The sequence below is a fragment of the Inquilinus limosus DSM 16000 genome (assembly GCF_000423185.1).
In the GTDB taxonomy this organism is placed as follows: domain Bacteria; phylum Pseudomonadota; class Alphaproteobacteria; order DSM-16000; family Inquilinaceae; genus Inquilinus; species Inquilinus limosus.
On record NZ_AUHM01000040.1, the window covers coordinates 15,724 to 36,803 of the forward strand.

Consider the following 21,080-nt stretch of genomic DNA (forward strand, 5'->3'; position numbering starts at 1 on the left):
TGCTGTATCTGCGCCTTTCAACAGCGAGGCCGTGTCGCCCTCATGATCCGTCGTCTGTCGGCCCCGATCGTCGCCCTGGTCCTGGCCATCACCTCCCTCGTCGCTCCTGCCGCCGTGGCGCAGACCCGTGCTCCGGCCTCCGCCGTCGGCAAGATCGCCGCGGTGGTCAATGACGACGTGATCACCGTGGCCGACCTGCAGATGCGCCTCCGGCTGGCGCTGATGAGCAGCGGCCTGCCGGGAACGCCGGAGAACCAGCAGCGGCTGCTGCCCCAGGTGCTGCGTCTGCTGATCGACGAGAAGCTGCAGGGCCAGGAAGCCGCGCGCACCGGCATCAGCGTGCCCGCCCAGGATGTCGACCGGGCGCTGGAGGCGATCGCCGGCCAGAACCGCATGTCGACGCAGCAGCTCTTCGGGATGCTGAAGTCCACCGGCGTGCCGCAGAGCGCGCTGGAGGACCAGGTCCGCGCCCAGCTCGCCTGGCGCCAGCTGATCCAGCGCCGCTTCATCTCCCAAGTCGAGGTCTCGGACAGCCAGGTCGACGAGGTGGTGGAACGGCTGAAGGCCAATCAGGGCAAGCCGCAATATCTCGTCGCCTCGATCTTCCTTGCGGTCGACCAGGATGCCGGCGAGGGCCAGGTCAGGGCCCTGGCCGACCGGCTGGTTTCGGAAATCCGCCGCGGCGCCCCCTTCCCCGCCGTGGCGCGCCAGTTCAGCCAGGCCGCCGGCGCCCAGAGCGGCGGTGACATGGGCTGGGTGCTGGCCGGGCAGCTCGAACCCGCGCTCGACCAGGTGCTCAGCACGATGCAGCAGGGCCAGGTGTCGGATCCGATCCGCACCCTCGGCGGCTACAACATCCTGCTGCTGCGCGACAAGCGGACGGTCAACATCAACACCGCGGGTGGGGTCAGGGTCCGCCTGAACCAGATCGTCGTCCCGGTGCCGCCGACCGCCCCGCGCAACCGGGTCCAGACCGTGGTCGCGCAGATGCGCAACGACTTCTCCGGCGTGAACGGCTGCGAAGCCTTCCAGGCCAAGGTCAAGGAGCTGGGCGTGACCGCCAATCCGGATCTCGGCGACGTCCTGCTCAGCCGCCTGCCCGACGCCCTGCGCCAAGTGGTCAGCGCCCTGCCGGACGGCCAGGTCAGCAGCCCGGTGCGGATGGCGGACGGTGTCGCCGTGATGATGGTCTGCTCCCGCCAGGACGTCGGCGGCGACGGCGTCGACCGCGACCAGATCCGCGGCACCCTGGCCGAGCAGAAGATCGACATGATGCAGCGCCGGCTGCTGCGCGACCTGCGCGGCAACGCCTATATCGACATCCGGCTCTGACCCTGTCCGACGCACCGCTCCGCGACGCGATCGCCGCCCTGCCGCCGCTGCGCGACGTGATCGCGCGGCACGGCCTGGCGGCGAAGAAGTCGCTCGGCCAGAACTTTCTGCTCGACCTCAACGTCACCGCCCGGATCGTCCGCGAGGCCGGCGACCTGGCCGGCACCCATGCGGTCGAGATCGGGCCCGGCCCCGGCGGCCTGACCCGCGCCCTGCTTGCCTCCGGGGCCGAGAGCGTGACCGTGATTGAGCGCGACCGGCGCTTCCGGCCGGCGCTCGAGGAGCTGGCGGCGGTTGCCGGAGACAGGCTGCGGATCGTCGAGGCGGATGCGCTGGAGACCGACATCCCGGCGCTGGTGCCGGCGCCGCGCGCCGTGGTCGCCAACCTGCCCTACAATGTGGCGACGCCGCTGCTGATCGGCTGGCTGCGCCGGATCGACGAGTTCCGGTCGCTGACGCTGATGTTCCAGAAGGAGGTGGCGGACCGCCTCGTCGCCGCGCCGCGCAGCAGCGCCTATGGCCGTCTGTCGGTGATCGCCCAGTGGCGGGCCGAGGTCGATCCCCTCCTCACCCTGCCCGCCCGTGCCTTCACGCCGCCGCCGAAGGTCGATTCGACCGTGGTCCGGCTGCGGCCGCGCCGAGGCCGTGAGGAGGTGCCGTTCGCGGCGATGGAGGCCGTGACGGCCGCCGCCTTCGGCCAGCGCCGGAAGATGCTGCGCGCCAGCCTGCGCAGCCTGGGCGGGGCCGAGGCCCTGCTGGCCGAGGCGGATCTGCCGCCGACCGCCCGGGCGGAGGAGATCGACATCGCCGGCTTCGTCCGCCTGGCCCGCGTCGTCGCCGCCCGCTGATCGGCGACCGCCGGCGAGGCAGCCGAATCGTCGCGGCGCCCTCGACCGTCGCGACCACACCTCCCAGATAATTTCACCGGGCCGGCTTCGACGCGTTGACGGCCCGCGCCCCCATGTGGCGCCTTCGCATCTCGGAGGAGCTGTCATGAGCGACATGCAGCGTCTGGAAATCGCGGATCCCTCCATGCCGCTGGTCGACCGGATCAGGGGCTATGCCAGTGTCGTCCACTACCTGGCCGGCGCCTATCCGGCCCTGTTCTTCCCGCTCCGCCGGCTGGGCGGACAGGTCGGAATCGGCCCGGCGGTGGCGCGCGACACCGATCTCGTCATCGAAGGTTTCCCGCGGTCCGGCAACACCTTCGCCGTCCATGCCTTCCGGCTGGCGCAGCCCCATGCGGTGAAGACGGCCGACCACATCCACGTGCCGGCGCAGGTGATCCGGGCGGCGCGCTACCGCGTGCCGGCCTGCATCCTCGCCCGGCGGCCCGAGGACGCGGTGCGGTCGCTGGTGGTCAAGTATCCGTTCCTGAACCCGCGGCACGTGCTGCGAGGCTATGCCGGCTTCTACGAGCGGTGCCTGCCCTACCGGGAACACTTCGTCGCCGCGACCTTCGATCAGGTCGTGGCGGATTTCGGCGGCGTCATCGACCGCATCAACCGCCGCTTCGGCGCCAGCTTCCACCGGTTCGAGCCGACCGAGGAGAATCTCCGCCGCATCTTCCAAGGCATCGATGAGCGGAACGCCGACGAAGCCGTCGACCCGGTCCTCGGCAGTGCCCGGCCCAACCACTCCAAGGAGGCGGCCAAGCGTCGCATCCGCCTGCGCGAGGACGATCCGCTGCTCGACCGGTGCCGGGCCGTCTTCGAGATCTATCGGCTCCTCGCCTGCGACGTCGACGCCGCGGAGATCACCAGCCGGGCCAGGGAGCTGCGGATCCGGACGTGGCGAATGGTCTGGTGAGCCGCCGTTCGGCCGGTCAGAGCCTGGCCTGCAGCGAGCGGACGAAATCCGGCAGGCCGGTCTGGCGGCTGCGGCGCAGCCGCTCCGCCGCCAGGATCGCCTGGACCTGGGCGATGCTGGCGTCGAGGTCCCGATTGACGATCACGTAGTCGTATTCCGGCCAGTGGCTCATCTCGTCCGCCGCCTTGGCCATGCGGCCGGCGATCACCTCGTCGCTGTCCTGGGCGCGGGCGCGCAGCCGCTGCTCCAGCGCCTCCACCGTCGGCGGCAGCACGAAGACGCTGACCAGATCGGTCCGCGCCTTCTGCGCCAGCTGCTGCGTGCCCTGCCAGTCGATGTCGAAGATCACGTCGCGGCCGGAGGCCAGCGCCGCCTCGACCGGCGCGCGCGGCGTGCCGTAGGCGTTGCCGAACACGCGGGCGTATTCCAGCAACGCGTCGTCGCGGACCATGGCATCGAAGGTCGCCTGGTCGATGAAGTGGTAATGCGTGCCGTCGACCTCGCCCGGCCGCTGGGCCCGGGTGGTGACGGAAACCGAGATTGTCAGGTTCGGATCCTGCGCCAGCACGGCCCGGGTGATCGAGGTCTTGCCCGCCCCCGAGGGCGAGGACAGGACGAGCATGAGCCCGCGGCGGGCTATTTCTGTGGTCATTCGATGTTCTGGATCTGCTCGCGGAACTGTTCGATCACGGCCTTGAGGTCGAGGCCGATCCGGGTCAGCGCCACATCCGCCGCCTTCGAGCACAGGGTGTTGGCTTCCCGGTTGAACTCCTGGCACAGGAAATCGAGCCGGCGCCCGACGCCGCTGCCGGCGGCGAGCAGGCCGCGCGCCTGGCCGATATGGGCGTCGAGCCGGTCGAGCTCCTCACGGACGTCGCAGCGGCCGACCAGCAGCGCCAGCTCCTGTGCCAGCCGGTCCTCCGGCAGGGGTGGCCGCGCCTCCAGCAGCAGGTCCAGCTGCGCCTTGAGGCGCGCCTTCAGCGCGTCCGGCTGGGCCGCGGCGCTGGCCCGGGCGTCGCCGACCAGCCCGGCGATATGATCGATCTGGGCGGCCAGCACGTCACGCAGCCGTCCGCCCTCCTCCAGCCGCGCCGCCTGCAGGTCGTCGAGCAGCGGCGCGATCGCCGCCGCCGCCTCGGCCTCGACGGCACTGTTCAGCTCGGCGGAGGCGGTGTCGCCGGTCTCGACCACGCCGCGGATGCCGAGCAGCGTGTCGACCCGGATCGGCGCGGTCTCGCCGTTCAGCTCGCGCGCCAGGGCGACCAGCTGGTCCAGCACCTCGCGGTTGATGCGCAGCGCCGGCGCCGTCTCGCTGCGGCCGAGCGACAGGTTGAGGGTGACGTTGCCGCGGCGGAAGCGCTTGGCCAGCTCGACCCGGGCGACCGATTCCAGCCGCTCGAAGCCGGCCGGGGTGCGCAGGCGCAGATCGAGCGACTTGCCGTTGACGCTGCGTGCCTCCCACACCCAGGACAGCCCGTCGACGCCGCCCTCCTTGCGGGCGAAGCCGGTCATGCTGGAAAGCGGGGCCGAGGCGGTCATATCCTGGGTCATGGGGGGCTTATAGCCGTCGCCTGGACCGCCAACAAGGAGAACGCCATGACGGCGCCGGCCGCCATCCTGATCACCGGCGCCTCGAGCGGGCTCGGCGCGGCCCTGGCGAAGGGCTACGCCGCCCCCGGCGTGCGGCTGGTACTGCTCGGGCGGAACCGGGACCGGCTGGAGGCTGCGGCCGAGGCGGTCCGCGCCCTCGGCGCGACGGCGGAGACGGCGGCGGTCGACGTCACCGACCGGGCGGCGATGGCGGCGGCGGTGGCGGCGGCCGACGAGGCCGGGCCGCTCGACCTCGTCATCGCCAATGCCGGCGTCGCCCCGGGCGGAGCGGAAGGCGCGGACGCGGCCGAGAAGGGCCGCCGGATCCTCGCGGTCAATCTCGACGGCGTGCTCAACACCGTCGATCCGATCCGGCCGCGCATGGCGGCGCGCGGCGCCGGCCAGATCGCGCTGATGAGCTCGCTGGCCGGCTTCCGCGGCTTCCCCGGCGTGGGGACCTACGCCGCCTCCAAGGCGGCGGTGCGGGTCTACGGCGAGGCGCTGCGGGCCGAGCTGCGGCCGCGTGGGGTGCGGGTGTCGGTGATCTGCCCCGGCTTCGTCCGCACCCCGATGACCGACGGCGCCGATTTCCCGATGCCGATGCTGATGGGGGTCGAGGATGCGGCCGCGGCGATCCGGCGCGGTCTTGCGCGCGACCGGCCGCTGATCGCGTTCCCCTGGCCGATCCATGCCGGCACGCGGCTGTTGGCCGCCCTGCCCGCCGCCTGGGCCGACGCCCTCATCCGCCGCTTCGCCCGGGTGTGACAGCCGTCACGGTGCGTTCACGCAAGATCGAGCATTGTCGCGGCATGCCCCGTGAGAGCGCGACGACCATGCATCTGATCCACGACGACGATGAGACCGACAGCCCGTTCGATCTGGTCCGCGAGATCGTGACCATCGTCGGCTGGGTGGCGACGACCTTCGCCCTGCTGCTGGTCGCCTACGCCGCGTTCGGCTGATCCGAGGACGGCCGGTCGGGCGGCGGCTGCGTCGCGGCGCCCGGATCGGCGGCCGGCATCTCCGTCTCGGCCTCCCCCATCATCAGCGCGGCCTGGCGCTTGAGATGGGCGTAGCGCCGGATGCTGAAGGCCAGGCTGCCGACGTAGATCAGGCCCAGCGCGACCAGCGTCGGCCAGGTGGCGGTGACCAGCAGCGTGGCCACCAGCCCGACCCCGACCAGCACCGGCACGATGTAGTCCGGCGGGATCCGCACCACCTTCATCGAGAAGGTCGGGATCCGGCTGACCAGCAGCAGCGCCACCGCCACGGTCCACAGGCCGACCAGCAGCGGCGCCGCCCAGAAGCCGGACGAGAACTCGAAGCTGATCATCAGCGGCATCAGGATCAGGATGGCGCCCGCGGGCACCGGCACGCCGGTGAAGTAGTTGTAGGCGAAGGCCGGCAGCGTGGTGTCGTCCAGCGCCGTGTTGAAGCGGGCCAGGCGCAGCGCGGCGCAGACGGCATAGGCCATCACCGCCACCCAGCCCAGGCTGCCGGCGTCCTGCATCATCCAGAGATAGAGGATCAGCGCCGGGGCGACGCCGAAGCTGACGATGTCGGCCAGGCTGTCCAGCTCCGCCCCGAACTTGCTCGACCCGCGCAGGAGGCGGGCGACGCGGCCGTCCAGCCCGTCCAGCACGGCCGCCACCAGAATCGCGGTCACCGCCTGCTCCCAGCGCTCGTGGATGGCGTAGCGGATCGCGGTCAGCCCGGCGCACAGCGCCAGCGTGGTCAGGATGTTCGGCAGCAGCCGGTTGATCGTCAGGCCGCGGATGCGGACGACCGGCCGGCGGCGGAAGGGGCGCCGATGCTGGCGATGCTCGGGCCTCATCATCGTGCGACGGCGACCGGGTTGACGGCCGCGGCGGCCAGGTCGGCCAGCACGGTCTCGCCGCCGATCATGGTCTGCCCGACCGAGACCAGCGGCTCGACCCCCTCCGGCAGGTAGATGTCGGTGCGGCTCCCGAAGCGGATCAGCCCATAGGTCTCACCGGCCACCACCGGCTGGCCGGGAGAGAGGTCGCAGATGATGCGCCGCGCCACCAGCCCCGCGATCTGGACGAAGACCAGCATCCGGCCGTCCGGCAGGCGCAGCGACACGGCACAGCGCTCGTTCTCCTCGCTGGCCTTCTCGAGATTGGCGTTCAGGAACTTGCCCGGACGGTACTTCACGTCGACCACCGCGCCGTCGGCCGGAACGCGGTTCACATGGACGTTGAAGACGTCGAGGAAGATGCTGATCCGGGTCAGCGGCCGGTTGCCGAGCCCGAGCTCCGCCGGCGGCGCCGCCTGCACCACCATCTGCACCCGGCCGTCGGCCGGCGCCACCACCAGGTCCGGCCGGTTCGGCGTCACCCGCGGCGGATGGCGGAAGAAATAGATGCACCAGGCGGTCGCCAGCACGCCGAGCCAGCCGGCCGGTTCCCAGGTCAGGAACAAGATCACCGTGACCACGGCGAAGACACCGATGAACGGGTAGCCGGCCGGGTGGATCGGCACCAGCACGCCGCGAATCGTGTGCAGCAGATGCGAATCCTCTTTCCCGTTCAAGGCGTGCTGTCTCCGGTCTCCGGGGCCGCGTCGCCGGGTTTCGGCGGAGCGGCCTGCCGCCGCCTCTGCCAGTCGGCGACGTTGCGGTTGTGCTCTTCGAGCGTTCGGGCGAAGACGTGCCCGCCCGACCCATCGGCCACAAAGTAATAATAGCTCGTGACCGCCGGGTTGAGCACTGCGGCAAGTGAGTCGCGCCCCGGATTGGCGATCGGTCCCGGCGGCAGCCCGGCCACGAGATAGGTGTTGTAAGGGGAATCGAGCTTCCAATCGGCCCGGGTGAGCGGACGTCCGAGCGGCTTCTTGCCGCCGGTCAGGGCATAGACCACCGTCGGATCAGCCTGCAGCGGCATACCCGCCTGCAGCCGGTTCAGGAACACGCTGGCGACCAACGGCCGCTCCGCCGGCACGCCCGTCTCCTTCTCCACGATCGAGGCCATGGTGACCGCGTCCTGCGGAGTCTTGTACGGCAGGCTGTTGGCCCGCTTGCCCCACAGCGTCTCGACCTCCTGCCGCATCGCCTTGCGCATCCGCTCGATCACCGCGGCGCGGGTGTCGCCGCGGATGAACTGATAGGTCTCCGGCAGCAGCGAACCTTCGGCCGGGATCTCCCCGACCTCGCCGGTCAGGAGCGGCTCGGCCTGGACCAGGGCCACGATCTCGGCCGAGGTCAAACCTTCCGGGACGGTGATCTTGTGCGAGACGTTGCTGCCGCGGGCCAGGAGGTCGGCCGCCCCGGCCGGCGAGGTGCCGGGCGCGAAGGCGTATTCCCCGGCCTTCAGGCTGCGGTCGCCGCCCTCCAGCGCGATCCCCGCCAGGAACACCCAGCGGTTCTCGATCACCCCCGCCGCCTCCAGCTGCGCCGCGATCGCGGTCAGGCCGCTGCCGCGCTCGACCACGAGCGTCGCCGGGGCCGTCAGCGGCCCCGATGCGCGATAGGCGTGAAGGAACCACGCGACGCCGCCGCCGATGACGGCCGCCACGACCACCAGGAAGACGAGCGCGCGGGCGAGTGCCCGAAACATCCGGTCAGACGTACTCGCGGAAGATCAGCGACGCGTTGGTCCCGCCGAAGCCGAAGCTGTTCGACAGAGCGGCCCGCACCGGCCGTTCCTTGGCCTGCTTCGGCACCAGGTCGACGCCGAGGCAGGTTTCCGACGGATCCTCGAGGTTCAGCGTCGGCGGCACCACGTCGTGGTTGACCGCCAGCACCGAGTAGATCGCCTCGACCGCGCCGGCGGCACCGAGCAGATGGCCGATCGCCGACTTGGTCGAGGACATCGACACCGTCTCGATGGCGTTGCCGAACAGCCGCTTGACCGCGCCGAGCTCGATCTCGTCGCCGAGCGGCGTCGAGGTGCCGTGGGCGTTGACGTAGTCGATGTCCGACGGGGACAGGCCGGCCCGCTTCAGCGCCGCCGACATCGCCCGGAAGCCGCCATTGCCGTCATCCGGCGGGGCGGTGATGTGATGGGCGTCGCCAGACAGGCCGTAGCCCACCACCTCGGCATAGATCTTCGCACCGCGCGCCTTGGCGTGCTCCAGTTCCTCCAGCACGACCACGCCGGCGCCCTCGCCCATGACGAAGCCGTCGCGGCCCTTGTCATAGGGGCGCGAGGCGCGGTCCGGGGTGTCGTTGTAGCCGGTGGACAGAGCCCGCGCCGCGGCGAAGCCGGCGAGCCCGAGCCGGCACACCGCCGCCTCCGCCCCGCCCGCCACCATGACGTCGGCATCGTCCCACATGATCAGCCGCGCCGCGTCGCCGATCGCGTGCGCGCCGGTCGAGCAGGCCGTGACCACGGCATGGTTCGGGCCGCGGAAGCCGTGCTGGATCGAGACCTGGCCGGAGGCCAGGTTGATCAGCGCCGCCGGGATGAAGAAGGGGGAGATCCGGCGGGGCCCCTTCTCCTCCAGGGTCAGCGAGCCCTCGGCGATCCACTGCAGGCCGCCGATGCCCGAGCCGATCATGACGCCGGTGCGGTCGCGCGCCTCGTCGCTCGGCGGCTGCCATCCCGAATCCCCGATCGCCTCGTTGGCCGCGGCGATCGCGTAATGGATGAAGACGTCGTTCTTGCGCTGGTCCTTGGGAGGGACCGCGCTGTCGACGTCGAAATCACCCGGGCCGGTGCCGCGCGGCACCAGGCCCGCGATCCGCGCCGGCAGATCCGAGACGTCGAAGGTCGTGATCGCCCCGATGCCGGACTGCCCGGCGATCAGCCGATCCCAATTGGTCTTCACACCGGCACCGAGAGGCGTGACCATCCCCATGCCGGTGATTACGACACGTCGCATCATTTCATCCGGTTCTGCGGCGGAACGTGTGGCACGGCCCTGCGATCAGCCGGCCGAGTGCTGCTCGATGAACTGGATCGCGTCCTTCACCGTCAGGATCTTCTCGGCCGCGTCGTCCGGAATCTCGCAGCCGAACTCCTCCTCGAACGCCATGACCAGCTCGACGGTGTCGAGGCTGTCGGCGCCCAGGTCGTCGATGAAGCTGGCCGACTCGGTGACCTTGCCTTCTTCGACGCCGAGATGTTCGACGACGATCTTCTTAACGCGATCGGCGATGCTTTCGCTCATTCTTTCTACCTTTCAAGAGAGCGGAACGGGGCTGAATTCCGCAGTGCTACCCCCCGCACAAGTGACCGCCCCGTAGACCCGCGGTCACATAACACACCTGATCGAACATGGCCAAGCATCTGGCCATGTCCAGCCCGGCGACGTCAGACCATCGCCATCCCGCCATTCACGTGGATGGTCTGGCCGGTGACATAGGCAGCCTCGTTGCTGGCGAGATACAGGACAGCGGCCGCGATCTCGGCCGGCTCGCCCATCCGCGCCATCGGGATGGTGGCGGAGATCCGCGCCTTCTGCTCCTCGTTCAGCGCATCGGTCATGGCGCTGGTGACGAAGCCGGGCGCGACGCAGTTGACGGTGATGCCGCGGCTGGCGACTTCCTGCGCCAGCGCCTTGGTCATGCCGGTCAGGCCGGCCTTGGAGGCGGCGTAGTTCGCCTGGCCCGGGTTGCCGGTGTGGCCGACGATCGAGGTGATCGACACGATCCGGCCCCAGCGCTTCTTCATCATGCCGCGCAGCGCCGCGCGCGCCAGGCGGAAGCCGGACACCAGGTTGACGTCGAGGACGGTCTCGAAATCCTCGTCCTTCATCCGCATGGCGAGGCCGTCGCGGGTCAGCCCGGCATTGTTGACCAGGATGTCGATGCCGCCGGTCGCGGCCTCGGCCGCCTTCGCCACCGATTCGGCGCCCTCGGCGCTCGACAGATCGCCCGGGGTCACATGCGCCCGCTCGCCCAGGTCACGGGCCAGCGCCTCCAGCTTCTCGACCTTGGTTCCGGACAGCGCCACGGTCGCGCCTTGGGCGTGCAGCAGGGTCGCGATGGCCCGGCCGATGTCGCCCGAGGCGCCGGTGACGAGCGCCGACTTGCCGCTCAGATCGAACATGCTCACTTCCCTCGTGCTTCAGGCGCCAGTCGATGCGATCCAGGCATCGATCTCCTCCGGCGTCTGCAGGGACACCGCGGCGAGGTCGCGATCGATGCGCTTGGCGAGGCCGGCCAGCACCTTGCCGGCCCCGAGCTCGACCAGTTCCTGCACGCCCGCGGATTTCATGTAAAGCACGCTCTCGCGCCAGCGCACGGTTCCGGTGACCTGCTCGACCAGCAGGCGGCGGATCTCGTCGGGGGCCGTGACCGGCGCCGCGGTGACGTTGGCGACCACCGGCACGGCCGGCGCCTTGATCTCGACCTCGGCCAGCGCCGCGCGCATCGCCTCGGCCGCCGGCGCCATCAGCGGGCAATGGAACGGGGCGCTGACCGGCAGCAGGATGCTGCGCTTGGCGCCGAGCTCCGCCGCCAGAGCAATCGCCCGCTCCACCGCTTCCTTGTGGCCGCTGACCACGACCTGGCCGGGGGCGTTGTCGTTGGCCGCGGTGCAGATCGAGTCCGCGGTCGAGGCGCGGGCGGCGACGTCGCGCGCCTGGTCGAGGTCGAGCCCCAGCAACGCCGCCATGGCGCCGACACCGACCGGCACCGCCTTCTGCATCGACCGGCCCCGCAGGCGCAGCAGCCGGGCCGCGTCGGCGACGCTGATCGCGCCCGCCGCGGCCAGGGCGGAGTACTCGCCGAGGCTGTGGCCGGCGACGAAGCCGGCGAAATCGGCCAGCGTGCGGCCGGACCGCTCCGCCAGCGTCCGCGCCGCGGCGACCGAGGCCGCCATCAGCGCCGGCTGGGCGTTCTCGGTCAACGTCAGGGTCTCGATCTCGCCGGCGAACATCAGCCCGGACAGCTTCTGCCCCAGCGCCGCATCGACCTCGGCGAAGACATCCCGGGCGGCGGCCGAACCGTCGGCCAGCGCCTTGCCCATGCCGACGGCCTGGCTGCCCTGTCCCGGAAACACGAAAGCGCGCGCCATGGCAAAACCCCGCATCGCGATAAGGGCGCCCGTCTTAGAGACTCGCGACCGCAAGTCAAGCCTGATCGATGATACAGGATCCCTTCGCGCTTGATCTTCGGGCGCTCCTGAGTATAGTGCGCGCCTTCGTCGATGCTCCTTGCCGGTCGCATGGCATAGCGGCCGGCTGTGGCATGGGCGGCTGACGGATCCTCCGCACAGCGCCATGCCGGGAACAGCCATAAGGAGTCACCATGCCACTTTACGAGAGCGTGTACATCGCGCGGCAGGACGTGTCCGCCGCGCAGGTGGAGGCCCTGACCGAGGGCTTCACCACCGTCATCACCGAGAACGGCGGCAAGGTCACCAAGACCGAGTACTGGGGCCTGAAGAGCTTCGCCTATCGGATCAAGAAGAACCGCAAGGGCCATTACGTCCTGATGAACATCGACGCCCCCGCGGCCGCCGTGGCCGAGATGGAGCGCCTGATGGGCATCAACGAGGACGTGCTGCGCACGCTGACGCTGCGCGTCGACGCCCTCGAGGAGGGTCCGTCGGTGATGATGCAGAGCCGCGCCGGCCGCGACCGCGACGGTCGTGATCGCGATGGCCGGGGCGACCGTGGCGAGCGCCGGGACCGCGGCTTCGGCCGCGACCAGGCCGAAGGTGAAGGAGCCCAGGCATGAGCGCGATGGGTGCACGCCGTCCGTTCTTCCGCCGTCGGAAGACCTGCCCGTTCTCCGGCGCCAACGCGCCGAAGATCGACTACAAGGACACCAAGCTGCTGGGCCGCTTCATCTCCGAGCGCGGCAAGATCGTCCCGAGCCGCATCACCGCGGTTTCGGCCAAGAAGCAGCGTGAGCTGGCCCGCGCCATCAAGCGCGCGCGCTTCCTCGGCCTCCTGCCCTACATCGTGAAGTAAGGGGAGGATCCGATGGAAATCATCCTGCTGGAACGGGTCGAGAAGCTCGGCCAGATCGGCGACGTGGTGAAGGTGAAGCCCGGCTTCGCCCGCAACTACCTCCTGCCGCAGAAGAAGGCGCTGCGCGCGACCAAGGCCAACCTGGCCGTGTTCGAGAAGCAGCGGGCGCAGATCGAGGCCAACAACCTCAAGGCCAAGGGCGAGGCCGAGAAGGTCGCGGCGCGCATGGACGACGTCCACATCGTCGTCATCCGCCAGGCCGGCGACACCGGCCAGCTGTACGGCTCGGTGACGGCCCGCGACATCGCCGACACCCTGACCGCGGACGGCTACACCGTCTCGCGCGGCCAGGTCGCGATCGAGCATCCGATCAAGACCCTGGGCCTGGAGAAGGTCCGGATCCGGCTGCACCCCGAGGTGAGCGTCACCATCACCGTGAACGTCGCCCGCTCGGCCGAAGAGGCCGAGATGCAGCGCGAGCGCGGCGGCATGATCGTGTCCTCGGTTCTCGAGGAGGAAGAAGCGGCGGCCGAGGCGGCTGCTGCGGCCGCGATCGCCGAAGCCGAGACCGAGAGCACCGAGGGCGAGCCGGCGTAACCGGCCCCTTCCGCTCCGTATCGAAGAGGCGCGGACCTTCGGGTCCGCGCCTTTTTGCTGGGTGTTCCCCGCCCTGATCGGCGGCGCAACCTGAACAGCAGGTTGCAAACTCTTAACGTGATCCGGGGCCCGGGCGGGACTAGCGTCCGGCATCCGCTCCCATCGAGTTTCCTGTCCATGTCCACGGCACAGCCGCAGGCGGTTTCGGTTCCGACTGCCGACGCGGCCGGCGTCTCCGACGGCGCGGCCCTTCGGCCCATGCGCCAGCGCCTGAAGCCGGCCCTGCTGACGATCGTCACCCTGCTCCTGTTCGCGGGCGCCGCCTATGCGATCCGGCAGGAGCTGGCGGCGATGAGCTGGCACGAGCTGATCGTGCGGATCCGCGCCCTGCCCTGGACCTCGGTCGGCTTGGCGCTGCTGGGCACCATCGGCAGCTTCATCGCACTGATGGGCTACGACTGGTCGGCGCTGCGCTATGTCGGCGCCCGCGTGCCGCTGCGGACCATGGCGCTGGCCAGCTTCTGCGGCTATGCCGTCGGCAACACCATCGGCGGCCTCGTCACCGCCAGCTCGGTGCGCTACCGCGTCTACACCGCGACCGGCCTCGAATTCGGCGACATCGCCAGGGTCGCCGGCTTCTGCGCCATGGCCTTCGGCTTCGGCATCGCCACCGTCGGCGCCGGGGCGGTGCTGCTGCAGCCCGGCCTGCTGACCCGCGCGCTCGGCATCCACAGCGGCTGGACCACTGCCGGGGCCGCCGCGATCCTGACCGGGGCCGGGCTGTTCCTGCTGGCCTGCGCCCGCCGGCCCGGCCAGCCGTTCCTGGGCCGGGTTCCGCTGCCCAGCTTCGGCATCGCCGCGGGCCAGATCCTGATCTCGACGGTCGAGCTGCTGTTCGCCGGCTTCGCCTTCTGGGTCCTGCTGCCCCACGGCAGCGTGCCGTTCGGCGCCTTCTTCGTCGTCTTCGTCGTCGCCACCGTGGCCGGCATCATCAGCCATGTGCCGGGCGGCGTCGGCGTGTTCGAATCGGTGATGCTGCTGGGGCTCGGCCCGGTGCTGCCGCCGCAGGCCATCGCGGCCGCCCTGGTCGTCTACCGCGCGGTCTATTTCCTGATCCCGGTGATGCTGGCGGTCGGCATTCTCGCCGGCGCCGAGACGGCGCGGGGCCTGCGCCGGCTGCAGAGCCACGCGCCGACGCGGCTGACGCTCGACGTCGCCGGCCGGCTGATGCCGTCGGTGATGGCGGCGCTGATCTTCGTCGTCGGCACGCTGCTGCTCGTCTCGGCTGCCACCCCGACGCTGAAGAGCCGCATCGAGATCCTGGAGAACCTGCCGGTCGCGGTGGTCGAGCTGTCGCACATCCTGGCGGCCGTCACCGGCCTCGCGCTGCTGGTCGTGGCCTGGGGCCTGTTCCGGCGGCTGATCGCCGCCTACTGGCTGACGCTGATGCTGCTCGCCGTCAGCGCCGTGCTGGCGCTGGGCAAGGGCTTCGCCTGGCGCGAGGCGCTGATGCTGCTGCTGTGCCTCGTCATCATGCTGCCCTGCCGGGAGGAGTTCTGGCGCCGCTCGGCCCTGTTCGACCAGCCGATGACGCCGGGCTGGCTGATCGCGCTCGGCAGCGTCGTCGGCGGCATGGCCTGGCTGACCTTCTTCTCCTTCCGCCACGTCGCCTACGCCAACGACCTGTGGTGGACCTTCGAGGTCCATGATGAGGCCTCGCGGGCGCTGCGCGCCATGGTGGCGGTCAGCCTGCTGGCCACGCTCTACGGCCTCTGGCACCTGGTGCGGGCCCAGCGCGGCCGGATGGTCGCGCCGACCGCCGCCGAGATCCACCGGGCCGAGCAGGTCCTGCGGCAGCAGCCCCGCGCCGAGGCCAATCTGGTGCGCATGGGCGACAAGGCCATCCTGTTCTCGGACAGCGGCCGGGCGTTCCTGATGTACGCCATCCACGGCCGCACCTGGGCCGCGCTGGGCGACCCGGTCGGCGCGCGCGAGGACTGGCCGGAGCTGATCTGGCGCTTCCGCGAAATGACCGAGGCGACCAGCGGCCGCCCGGCCTATTACGGCGTCCGGGCGGAGACCCTGCCGCTCTATCTCGACACCGGCATGACGCTGTCGAAGCTGGGCGAGGAGGCGCGGGTGCCGCTGCGGAGCTTCACGCTCGAGGGCGGCAGCCGCAAGAAGGCGCTACGCTACGCCCTGTCCCGCGGCGAGAAGGACGGGCTGACCTTCGAGATGGTGCCGGCCGGCGCCGCCGCGCCGTTGATGAGCGAGCTCGCCGCCGTTTCCGACGACTGGCTGCGGAAGCAGGCGACGAAGGAGAAGCGGTTCTCGCTCGGCGCCTTCATCCCGGATTACGTCGACGGCTCGCCGGTGGCCCTGGTGCGCGAGAACGGCCGGCTGGTGGCCTTCGCCACGCTGCTGGTGACCGACGAGAAGAACGAGGTCGCGATCGATCTGATGCGGCACACCGAGGCGAATTCCAAGCTCGTGATGGAGTATCTGATCACCAAGCTGATCGTGCATTTCAAGGAGCAGGGCTACGAGACGCTCAGCCTCGGCATGGCGCCGCTGTCGGGCCTGGAGGACCACCCGCTGGCACCGCTGTGGCACCGTATCGGCCGCTTCGTCTATCGCAGCGGCGCCCGCTTCTACAACTTCGAGGGTCTGCGCGGCTTCAAGCAGAAGTTCGACCCGGTGTGGGAGCCGCGCTACCTGGCGACGCCGAGCGGCCTGGCCCCGGCGCTCGCCATCTCGGACATCGCGGCGCTGATCGGCGGCGGGATCAAGGGGCTGGTGGCACGATGAAGCGGACCTCCTGGCTGGTCGCCGCCGGGCTGGCGGTGACGGCCGGGGTCGCCCTGGCCGCCGCGGCCTGGCTGATCCCGGACCAGCGCGCCTCGGCCACGCCGCCGCACAGCTATGACGGCGGCACGCTCGGCCCGGTCCGGCTGTGGCAGCCGGACGGCCAGCCGAACTCCATGGTCTTCCTGCTGTCGGACGACACCGGCTGGTCCCCGGAGTTCGACGCGGCGGCGCAGCGGCTGCAGGGCAACGGCGCCTTCGTCGTCGGCGTCGACCTGAAGCGCTATCTCGACGGGCTGGAGCATGGCGACGACCAGGATTGCCACTCCCCGGCCGGCGATTTCGAGGAGCTGAGCCAGCGGCTGGAGCGCGAGTTCAAATTCGCCTCCTACCATGCGCCTATCGTGGTCGGCCGCGGCCAGGGCGCGACCATCGCCTATGGCGCGGTGGCCCAGGCGGCGGCGAAGACCACGATCGAGGGCGGCGCCAGCATCGGCCCGATGCCGCCGCTGAAGACCAGGCTGCCGCTCTGCACCGGCCCGGGCGACGCCCCGGCCGCGACGCCGGCCCGGGGCGGCGGCTTCACCTACGGGCCGCAGCCGCACATCCCGGGCTGGTGGCGCGTCGGCCTGCAGCAGCCGGACCCGACGATGAGCGCCTTCGCCACGGCATCCGGCGGCGAGGTGGCGACCCTGCCGAAGGATGCGTCGCTGGCCGACCAGGTCGTGGCGATGCTGCATCAGGACGCGCCGGCGGATGCCGACGCCTCCGCCGTCGGCAGCCTGCCGCTGGAAGAACTGCCCGCTGCCTCGCCCTCGCCCACCCTCGCCATCATCTATTCCGGCGACGGCGGCTGGCAGGATCTCGACAAGACCATCGGCGAAGCCCTTCAGAGCAAAGGGATTTCCGTCGTCGGCGTCGACAGCCTGCGCTACTTCTGGAGCGAACGGACGCCGGAACAGACGGCCAAGGACCTGGCCCATATCATCGACCATTACGGCAAGGCCTGGGGTGCCCAGCGGGTCATCCTGATCGGCTACTCCTTCGGGGCCAATATCCTGCCCTTCGCCTACAACCGGCTGCCGGCGGCGGAGAAGGCGAAGGTCGACCAGATCAGCCTGCTGGGCCTGGCCGAGCGGACCGATTTCGAGATCCGGGTCACCGGCTGGCTCGGCGTCAGTGCCGACGACGACGCACCGCCCGTGGCGCCGGAGCTGAAGTCGATCGATCTGGCCCGAATCCAGTGCTTCTACGGCGAGGACGAGGACGACACCGTCTGCCCGACCCCCGCCCTGGCCGGCGCCGAGGTGATCAAGACCACCGGCGGGCACCATTTCGACGGCGACTACGACAGCCTCGCGCGCATCATCATGGACGGCGCAACAAGGCGACAAAGCACAGCCGAATCCAAGACGCCAAACCATTGATCTGCCGTGCAGATTCCGACTATCCACAGATCTGCCCACAATCCGGTCCCGATATCCACAGCGGTGCATGGCTGGCGATGCACCGACCGGCTGCGGTAGGTTGGGCCGATGGATAAGCCGCGTCCCGAATCCCCCCTCGCCCTCGTTCACAGTGTCGACCCCACGGCGAGCCCGACCTACCGCCGGATGCCGGCGAACGAGGAGGCCGAACAGGCGCTGCTCGGCGCCATCCTGGCCAACAACGCCGCATTGGAGAAGGCGTCGGATTTCCTGCGGCCGGAGCATTTCTACGTCCCGGCCCATGGCCGGATCTACGCCGCCGCGCTGCGACTCGCGGAGCAGAACCGGGTCGCCGACCCGATCAGCCTGAAGCAGTATTTCGAGAACGACAACGAGCTGGAGGGCGTCGGCGGCGCCCAGTACCTGACCGACCTGGCGGCCAGCGTGGTCTCGGTGATGAACGCCGAGGACTACGCCCAGACCATCTACGACCTGTCGCTGCGGCGCCAGTTGATCCTGGCCGGCGAGGAGATCGTCAACGAAGCCTACAAGCTGGACAACGAGCTGGACGGCCCGGCCCAGATCCAGCAGGGCGAGGAAAAGCTGTACCGGCTGTCCAGCTCGGGCGTGCTGCGCAAGGATTTCGAGGCGTTCGGCGACATCCTGGCGCGTGCGGTGGATGCCGCCGGCAAGGCGCTGGAGCGCGACACGCCGCTGACCGGCGTGACCACCGGCCTGGCCGAGATCGACAAGATGATGGGCGGCCTGCAGCCCTCGGACCTGATCGTGCTCGCCGGCCGTCCCGGCATGGGCAAGACGGCGCTGGCCACCAACATGGCCTTCAACGCCGCCACCGCCTATCTGCGCAAGCACGGCAAGGAAGGCGCCGTGGTCGGCTTCTTCTCGATGGAAATGTCGTCCGAGCAGCTGGCCGTGCGTATCCTGTCCGAGGTGGCCGAGATCGCCTCGGAGCGGATCCGCAAGGGCGACATGAAGCGGTCCGACTTCCCGCGGGTGGTCGAGGCGGCGAACCTGATCCGGCAGACGCCCTTCTTCATCGACGACACCGCCGGCGTTTCGATCAGTACCTTAAGAACGCGCGCCTTGCGCCTGAAACGGCAGCATAATCTCGGCATGCTGGTGGTCGACTACATCCAGCTGATGAATGCCGGCGGCAGCGGCAAGAAGACCGACAACCGGGTGCAGGAGATCTCGGAGATCACCCGCGGCCTGAAGATCCTGGCCAAGGATCTCAGCATCCCGGTCATCGCCCTGTCCCAGCTTTCCCGCCAGGTCGAGAACCGCGAGGACAAGCGGCCGCAGCTGGCCGACCTGCGCGAATCCGGCTCGATCGAGCAGGACGCCGACGTGGTCATGTTCGTCTACCGCGAGGCCTATTACCTGTCGAAGGCCGAGCCGCCCGAAGGCACGCCGGAGCATCAGGACTGGATGGCGGCGATGGACCGGGTCCACAACATCGCCGAGGTGATCATCGCCAAGCAGCGTCACGGCCCGACCGGCACCCGGCGGCTGCATTTCGAGGGCCAGTACACCAAGTTCTCGAACCTCCAGGCCGACCCCAGCTTCGATGACCAGTGAGGCGGCGGCGCTCGGCCGGGCCGGCGCCCTGCTGACCATCGACCTCGACGCCGTCGTGGAGAACTGGCGCCGGCTCTCGGCGCGCGGCGCCCCGGCGGAATGCGGCGCCGTGCTCAAGGCCGATGCCTATGGCCTCGGCGCGGCGCCGGTCGGCCGCGCCCTGTTCGCCGCTGGCGCCCGCAGCTTCTTCGTCGCGCATCTGGAGGAAGGGATCGCGCTGCGAGCAGCCCTCGCCAATTCGCGTCACCTCTCCCGCCTGGCGGGAGAGGTCGGGCGTCCGCAGGACGACCGGGTGAGGGCTGGCACAGGCCTCGACAAACTCCCCTCACCCGGAGCCGCTGACGCGGCTCCGACCTCTCCCGCAAGCGGGAGAGGCAACGCAGAACCCGCTTCCGCCTCGGAACCCCGCATCGTCGTGCTCAACGGCCTGCTGCCGGGCCTGGCCGCCGATTACACCGCCCACGGCCTGGTTCCGGCCCTGAACGATCCCGGAGAGATCGCCGCCTGGGCCGGGCATGCCCGGGGGCTCGGCACCGCCCTGCCCGGCTTCGTCCATCTCGACAGCGGCATGAACCGCCTCGGCCTCGCGCCCGAGGACCAGGACCGCCTGGCGGCCGACCCGAGCGTTCTCGACGGTATCGGCCCGATCACCTGGATGACCCATCTCGCCTGCGCCGAGGAGCCGGGAAACCCGATGAACCGGGCGCAGCTCGACCGGTTCCGCCGGGCCGTGGCGAAGCTGCCGGACGCGCCGGTCAGCATCGCCAACTCCTCCGGCATCTTCCTCGGGCGCGGCTTCCATGGCGATCTGGCCCGCCCCGGCGCCGCGCTCTACGGCATCAACCCGACGCCGGGGCGACCGAATCCGATGGCCGACGTGGTGCGGCTCGAGGCCCGGATCCTGCAGACCCGCCGCGTTGACACCCCCATGACCGTTGGATACGGTGCCGCGCACCGCGTGGAGGGTCCGGCCCGGCTCGCGACGATCGCCGTGGGCTATGCCGACGGGGTTCCGCGGGCCGCCAGCGGCCGCGGCGCCGTGCGCATCGCAGGCTTCACCGCGCCGATCACCGGCCGCATCTCGATGGATCTGATCACGGTGGACGTGACCCACATTCCCGAACCGCTGGCCGCGCCCGGCGCCCTGGCCGAGGTCATCGGCCCGGAGCTGCCGCCCGATCGGCTGGCCGAGAGCGCCGGCACCATCGGCTACGAGATCCTGACCAGCCTCGGCCGGCGCTACGCCCGCCGCTATCTCGGCGGCGCCGAATGAACTTCCTCGCCACGATCGGCCGCACCTTCCTCGCCTTCCTTGCCGCCGTCGGCCGCCTCGCCCTCTTCACCCTGACCGCTTTGGCGCAGTGCCTGAAGCCGCCCTTCTATCCGCGGCTGTTCCTGCGCCAGGTGATCGACATCGGCTACTACTCCCTGCCCGTGGTCGGGCTGACGGCGCTGTTCACCGGCATGGTGCTGGCGCTGCAGACCCAGGCCGGCTTCACCCGCTTCGGCGCCGGCGGCTTCGGCGCCAGCGTCGTCCTGCTGTCGGTGGTGCGCGAGCTGGGTCCGGTGCTGGCCGGGCTGATGGTGGCGGGCCGCATCGGCGCCTCGATGGCGGCCGAGATCGGCACCATGCGCGTGACCGAGCAGATCGATGCGCTCAGCACCCTGTCGACCAACCCGTACAAGTACCTGGTGGCGCCGCGGCTGGTCGCCGGCCTCCTGATGCTGCCCTGCCTGGTCATCGTGGCCGACATCATCGGGGTGTTCGGCGGCTTCCTGATCAGCGTCTACCGGCTGGGCGACAACCCCTCGGCCTATATCACGGCGACCTGGCAGGCCCTCGAGACCGAGGACGTCGTGCTCAGCCTGCTCAAGGCCGCGGCCTTCGGCTTCGTCGTCGCGCTGATGGGCTGCTACCACGGCTACAACTCGCGCGGCGGGGCCCAGGGCGTCGGCGCGGCCACCACCAATGCGGTGGTCTCGTCCTCGATCCTGATCCTGTTGTTCGACTTCATGATCACCGGCCTGTACGTGGGGTGA

General features: G+C 70.4%; 22 protein-coding genes. 13 read left to right on the forward strand and 9 right to left on the reverse strand.

Features of this window, described 5'->3' with window-relative positions:
* The first annotated feature begins 42 nt into the window (after positions 1 to 42).
* The 3 genes from G537_RS0126885 to G537_RS0126895 all read left to right on the forward strand — a co-directional run bounded on the left by G537_RS0126885 (position 43) and on the right by G537_RS0126895 (position 3,141).
* Positions 43 to 1,332, forward strand: coding sequence for a peptidylprolyl isomerase (locus tag G537_RS0126885; RefSeq protein WP_026872729.1), 1,290 nt, complete (start codon positions 43 to 45; stop codon positions 1,330 to 1,332).
* Positions 1,329 to 2,180, forward strand: a complete 852-nt coding sequence (rsmA, locus tag G537_RS0126890) for a 16S rRNA (adenine(1518)-N(6)/adenine(1519)-N(6))-dimethyltransferase RsmA (protein ID WP_051249187.1) — start codon at positions 1,329 to 1,331, stop codon at positions 2,178 to 2,180. The genes G537_RS0126885 and rsmA overlap by 4 nt, the downstream gene beginning before the upstream one ends.
* 145 nt (positions 2,181 to 2,325) lie before the next feature.
* Positions 2,326 to 3,141, forward strand: a complete 816-nt coding sequence (locus tag G537_RS0126895; RefSeq protein ID WP_026872731.1) for a hypothetical protein — start codon at positions 2,326 to 2,328, stop codon at positions 3,139 to 3,141.
* Positions 3,142 to 3,157: 16 nt separating this feature from the next.
* On the opposite strand, the gene gmk is transcribed toward G537_RS0126895, so the two are convergent.
* Together gmk and G537_RS0126905 are read right to left on the reverse strand one after the other, a co-directional pair.
* On the reverse strand, positions 3,158 to 3,793 hold the full coding sequence (gmk, locus tag G537_RS0126900; RefSeq protein ID WP_026872732.1) for a guanylate kinase: 636 nt from the start codon (positions 3,791 to 3,793) through the stop codon (positions 3,158 to 3,160).
* Entirely contained in the window at positions 3,790 to 4,692 is a 903-nt protein-coding gene (locus G537_RS0126905) for a YicC/YloC family endoribonuclease (RefSeq protein ID WP_245579146.1), read from the reverse strand. Before G537_RS0126905 ends, gmk begins: the two co-directional genes overlap by 4 nt.
* A gap of 45 nt (positions 4,693 to 4,737) precedes the next feature.
* Here G537_RS0126905 and G537_RS0126910 point away from each other — a divergent pair, with 45 nt between their 5' ends.
* Together G537_RS0126910 and G537_RS43960 are read left to right on the forward strand one after the other, a co-directional pair.
* The gene (locus G537_RS0126910; protein ID WP_026872734.1) at positions 4,738 to 5,496 is read left to right on the forward strand and encodes an SDR family NAD(P)-dependent oxidoreductase; all 759 of its coding nucleotides are present in this window, start codon (positions 4,738 to 4,740) and stop codon (positions 5,494 to 5,496) included.
* 44 nt (positions 5,497 to 5,540) lie between these two features.
* Positions 5,541 to 5,693 (forward strand): hypothetical protein, encoded by a 153-nt coding sequence (locus tag G537_RS43960; protein ID WP_155888797.1) that lies wholly within the window; start codon positions 5,541 to 5,543, stop codon positions 5,691 to 5,693.
* Here G537_RS43960 and pssA read toward each other — a convergent pair.
* The 7 genes from pssA to fabD form a co-directional block, all read right to left on the reverse strand.
* Positions 5,675 to 6,568 carry a CDP-diacylglycerol--serine O-phosphatidyltransferase gene (gene pssA, locus G537_RS0126920; protein WP_026872735.1) on the reverse strand — a complete coding sequence of 298 codons (894 nt, stop codon included), beginning with the start codon at positions 6,566 to 6,568 and terminating at the stop codon, positions 5,675 to 5,677. The two genes, G537_RS43960 and pssA, sit on opposite strands and share 19 nt — an antisense overlap.
* The gene (locus G537_RS0126925; protein ID WP_081689072.1) at positions 6,565 to 7,284 is read right to left on the reverse strand and encodes a phosphatidylserine decarboxylase; all 720 of its coding nucleotides are present in this window, start codon (positions 7,282 to 7,284) and stop codon (positions 6,565 to 6,567) included. Before G537_RS0126925 ends, pssA begins: the two co-directional genes overlap by 4 nt.
* On the reverse strand, positions 7,281 to 8,306 hold the full coding sequence (mltG, locus tag G537_RS0126930; protein WP_026872737.1) for an endolytic transglycosylase MltG: 1,026 nt from the start codon (positions 8,304 to 8,306) through the stop codon (positions 7,281 to 7,283). The genes G537_RS0126925 and mltG overlap by 4 nt, the downstream gene beginning before the upstream one ends.
* Positions 8,307 to 8,310: 4 nt before the next feature.
* Positions 8,311 to 9,573, reverse strand: a complete 1,263-nt coding sequence (gene fabF / locus G537_RS0126935) for a beta-ketoacyl-ACP synthase II (RefSeq protein ID WP_026872738.1) — start codon at positions 9,571 to 9,573, stop codon at positions 8,311 to 8,313.
* Positions 9,574 to 9,618: 45 nt separating this feature from the next.
* The gene (locus G537_RS0126940; RefSeq protein ID WP_026872739.1) at positions 9,619 to 9,861 is read right to left on the reverse strand and encodes an acyl carrier protein; all 243 of its coding nucleotides are present in this window, start codon (positions 9,859 to 9,861) and stop codon (positions 9,619 to 9,621) included.
* 143 nt (positions 9,862 to 10,004) lie between these two features.
* Positions 10,005 to 10,742 carry a 3-oxoacyl-[acyl-carrier-protein] reductase gene (gene fabG / locus G537_RS0126945; RefSeq protein WP_026872740.1) on the reverse strand — a complete coding sequence of 246 codons (738 nt, stop codon included), beginning with the start codon at positions 10,740 to 10,742 and terminating at the stop codon, positions 10,005 to 10,007.
* 18 nt (positions 10,743 to 10,760) lie between these two features.
* Positions 10,761 to 11,711: an ACP S-malonyltransferase gene (gene fabD, locus G537_RS0126950; protein WP_026872741.1), complete on the reverse strand. Its 951-nt coding sequence runs from the start codon at positions 11,709 to 11,711 to the stop codon at positions 10,761 to 10,763.
* A 233-nt stretch (positions 11,712 to 11,944) separates the two neighbouring features.
* Here fabD and rpsF point away from each other — a divergent pair, with 233 nt between their 5' ends.
* From rpsF to G537_RS0126990, 8 genes are all read left to right on the forward strand, one after another.
* A complete protein-coding gene (gene rpsF, locus G537_RS0126955; protein ID WP_026872742.1) occupies positions 11,945 to 12,376 on the forward strand; it encodes a 30S ribosomal protein S6 in 432 nt (143 codons plus the stop codon).
* Positions 12,377 to 12,381: 5 nt separating this feature from the next.
* On the forward strand, positions 12,382 to 12,612 hold the full coding sequence (gene rpsR / locus G537_RS0126960) for a 30S ribosomal protein S18 (protein WP_306770208.1): 231 nt from the start codon (positions 12,382 to 12,384) through the stop codon (positions 12,610 to 12,612).
* A 12-nt stretch (positions 12,613 to 12,624) separates the two neighbouring features.
* A complete protein-coding gene (gene rplI / locus G537_RS0126965; RefSeq protein ID WP_026872744.1) occupies positions 12,625 to 13,209 on the forward strand; it encodes a 50S ribosomal protein L9 in 585 nt (194 codons plus the stop codon).
* A 177-nt stretch (positions 13,210 to 13,386) separates the two neighbouring features.
* Positions 13,387 to 16,017, forward strand: coding sequence for a bifunctional lysylphosphatidylglycerol flippase/synthetase MprF (mprF, locus tag G537_RS0126970; RefSeq protein ID WP_081689073.1), 2,631 nt, complete (start codon positions 13,387 to 13,389; stop codon positions 16,015 to 16,017).
* Positions 16,014 to 17,441, forward strand: coding sequence for a virulence factor family protein (locus G537_RS0126975; protein WP_034853167.1), 1,428 nt, complete (start codon positions 16,014 to 16,016; stop codon positions 17,439 to 17,441). The genes mprF and G537_RS0126975 overlap by 4 nt, the downstream gene beginning before the upstream one ends.
* A gap of 108 nt (positions 17,442 to 17,549) precedes the next feature.
* On the forward strand, positions 17,550 to 19,040 hold the full coding sequence (locus G537_RS0126980; protein WP_026872747.1) for a replicative DNA helicase: 1,491 nt from the start codon (positions 17,550 to 17,552) through the stop codon (positions 19,038 to 19,040).
* Positions 19,030 to 20,313, forward strand: a complete 1,284-nt coding sequence (locus tag G537_RS0126985; RefSeq protein ID WP_026872748.1) for an alanine racemase — start codon at positions 19,030 to 19,032, stop codon at positions 20,311 to 20,313. Before G537_RS0126980 ends, G537_RS0126985 begins: the two co-directional genes overlap by 11 nt.
* Positions 20,310 to 21,080, forward strand: a complete 771-nt coding sequence (locus G537_RS0126990; protein WP_026872749.1) for an MlaE family ABC transporter permease — start codon at positions 20,310 to 20,312, stop codon at positions 21,078 to 21,080. The genes G537_RS0126985 and G537_RS0126990 overlap by 4 nt, the downstream gene beginning before the upstream one ends.

Bases quoted from the DNA above. Each gene is read 5' to 3' on its own strand.
- G537_RS0126885 (WP_026872729.1), top strand. From the start codon at position 43: ATGATCCGTCGTCTGTCGGCCCCGATCGTCGCCCTGGTCCTGGCCATC.
- G537_RS0126895 (WP_026872731.1), top strand. From the start codon at position 2,326: ATGAGCGACATGCAGCGTCTGGAAATCGCGGATCCCTCCATGCCGCTG.
- gmk (WP_026872732.1), bottom strand. From the start codon at position 3,793: ATGACCACAGAAATAGCCCGCCGCGGGCTCATGCTCGTCCTGTCCTCG.
- G537_RS0126905 (WP_245579146.1), bottom strand. From the start codon at position 4,692: ATGACCCAGGATATGACCGCCTCGGCCCCGCTTTCCAGCATGACCGGC.
- G537_RS0126910 (WP_026872734.1), top strand. From the start codon at position 4,738: ATGACGGCGCCGGCCGCCATCCTGATCACCGGCGCCTCGAGCGGGCTC.
- G537_RS43960 (WP_155888797.1), top strand. From the start codon at position 5,541: ATGCCCCGTGAGAGCGCGACGACCATGCATCTGATCCACGACGACGAT.
- pssA (WP_026872735.1), bottom strand. From the start codon at position 6,568: ATGATGAGGCCCGAGCATCGCCAGCATCGGCGCCCCTTCCGCCGCCGG.
- mltG (WP_026872737.1), bottom strand. From the start codon at position 8,306: ATGTTTCGGGCACTCGCCCGCGCGCTCGTCTTCCTGGTGGTCGTGGCG.
- fabF (WP_026872738.1), bottom strand. From the start codon at position 9,573: ATGCGACGTGTCGTAATCACCGGCATGGGGATGGTCACGCCTCTCGGT.
- G537_RS0126940 (WP_026872739.1), bottom strand. From the start codon at position 9,861: ATGAGCGAAAGCATCGCCGATCGCGTTAAGAAGATCGTCGTCGAACAT.
- fabG (WP_026872740.1), bottom strand. From the start codon at position 10,742: ATGTTCGATCTGAGCGGCAAGTCGGCGCTCGTCACCGGCGCCTCGGGC.
- fabD (WP_026872741.1), bottom strand. From the start codon at position 11,711: ATGGCGCGCGCTTTCGTGTTTCCGGGACAGGGCAGCCAGGCCGTCGGC.
- rpsF (WP_026872742.1), top strand. From the start codon at position 11,945: ATGCCACTTTACGAGAGCGTGTACATCGCGCGGCAGGACGTGTCCGCC.
- rpsR (WP_306770208.1), top strand. From the start codon at position 12,382: ATGGGTGCACGCCGTCCGTTCTTCCGCCGTCGGAAGACCTGCCCGTTC.
- rplI (WP_026872744.1), top strand. From the start codon at position 12,625: ATGGAAATCATCCTGCTGGAACGGGTCGAGAAGCTCGGCCAGATCGGC.
- mprF (WP_081689073.1), top strand. From the start codon at position 13,387: ATGTCCACGGCACAGCCGCAGGCGGTTTCGGTTCCGACTGCCGACGCG.
- G537_RS0126975 (WP_034853167.1), top strand. From the start codon at position 16,014: ATGAAGCGGACCTCCTGGCTGGTCGCCGCCGGGCTGGCGGTGACGGCC.
- G537_RS0126980 (WP_026872747.1), top strand. From the start codon at position 17,550: ATGGATAAGCCGCGTCCCGAATCCCCCCTCGCCCTCGTTCACAGTGTC.
- G537_RS0126985 (WP_026872748.1), top strand. From the start codon at position 19,030: ATGACCAGTGAGGCGGCGGCGCTCGGCCGGGCCGGCGCCCTGCTGACC.
- G537_RS0126990 (WP_026872749.1), top strand. From the start codon at position 20,310: ATGAACTTCCTCGCCACGATCGGCCGCACCTTCCTCGCCTTCCTTGCC.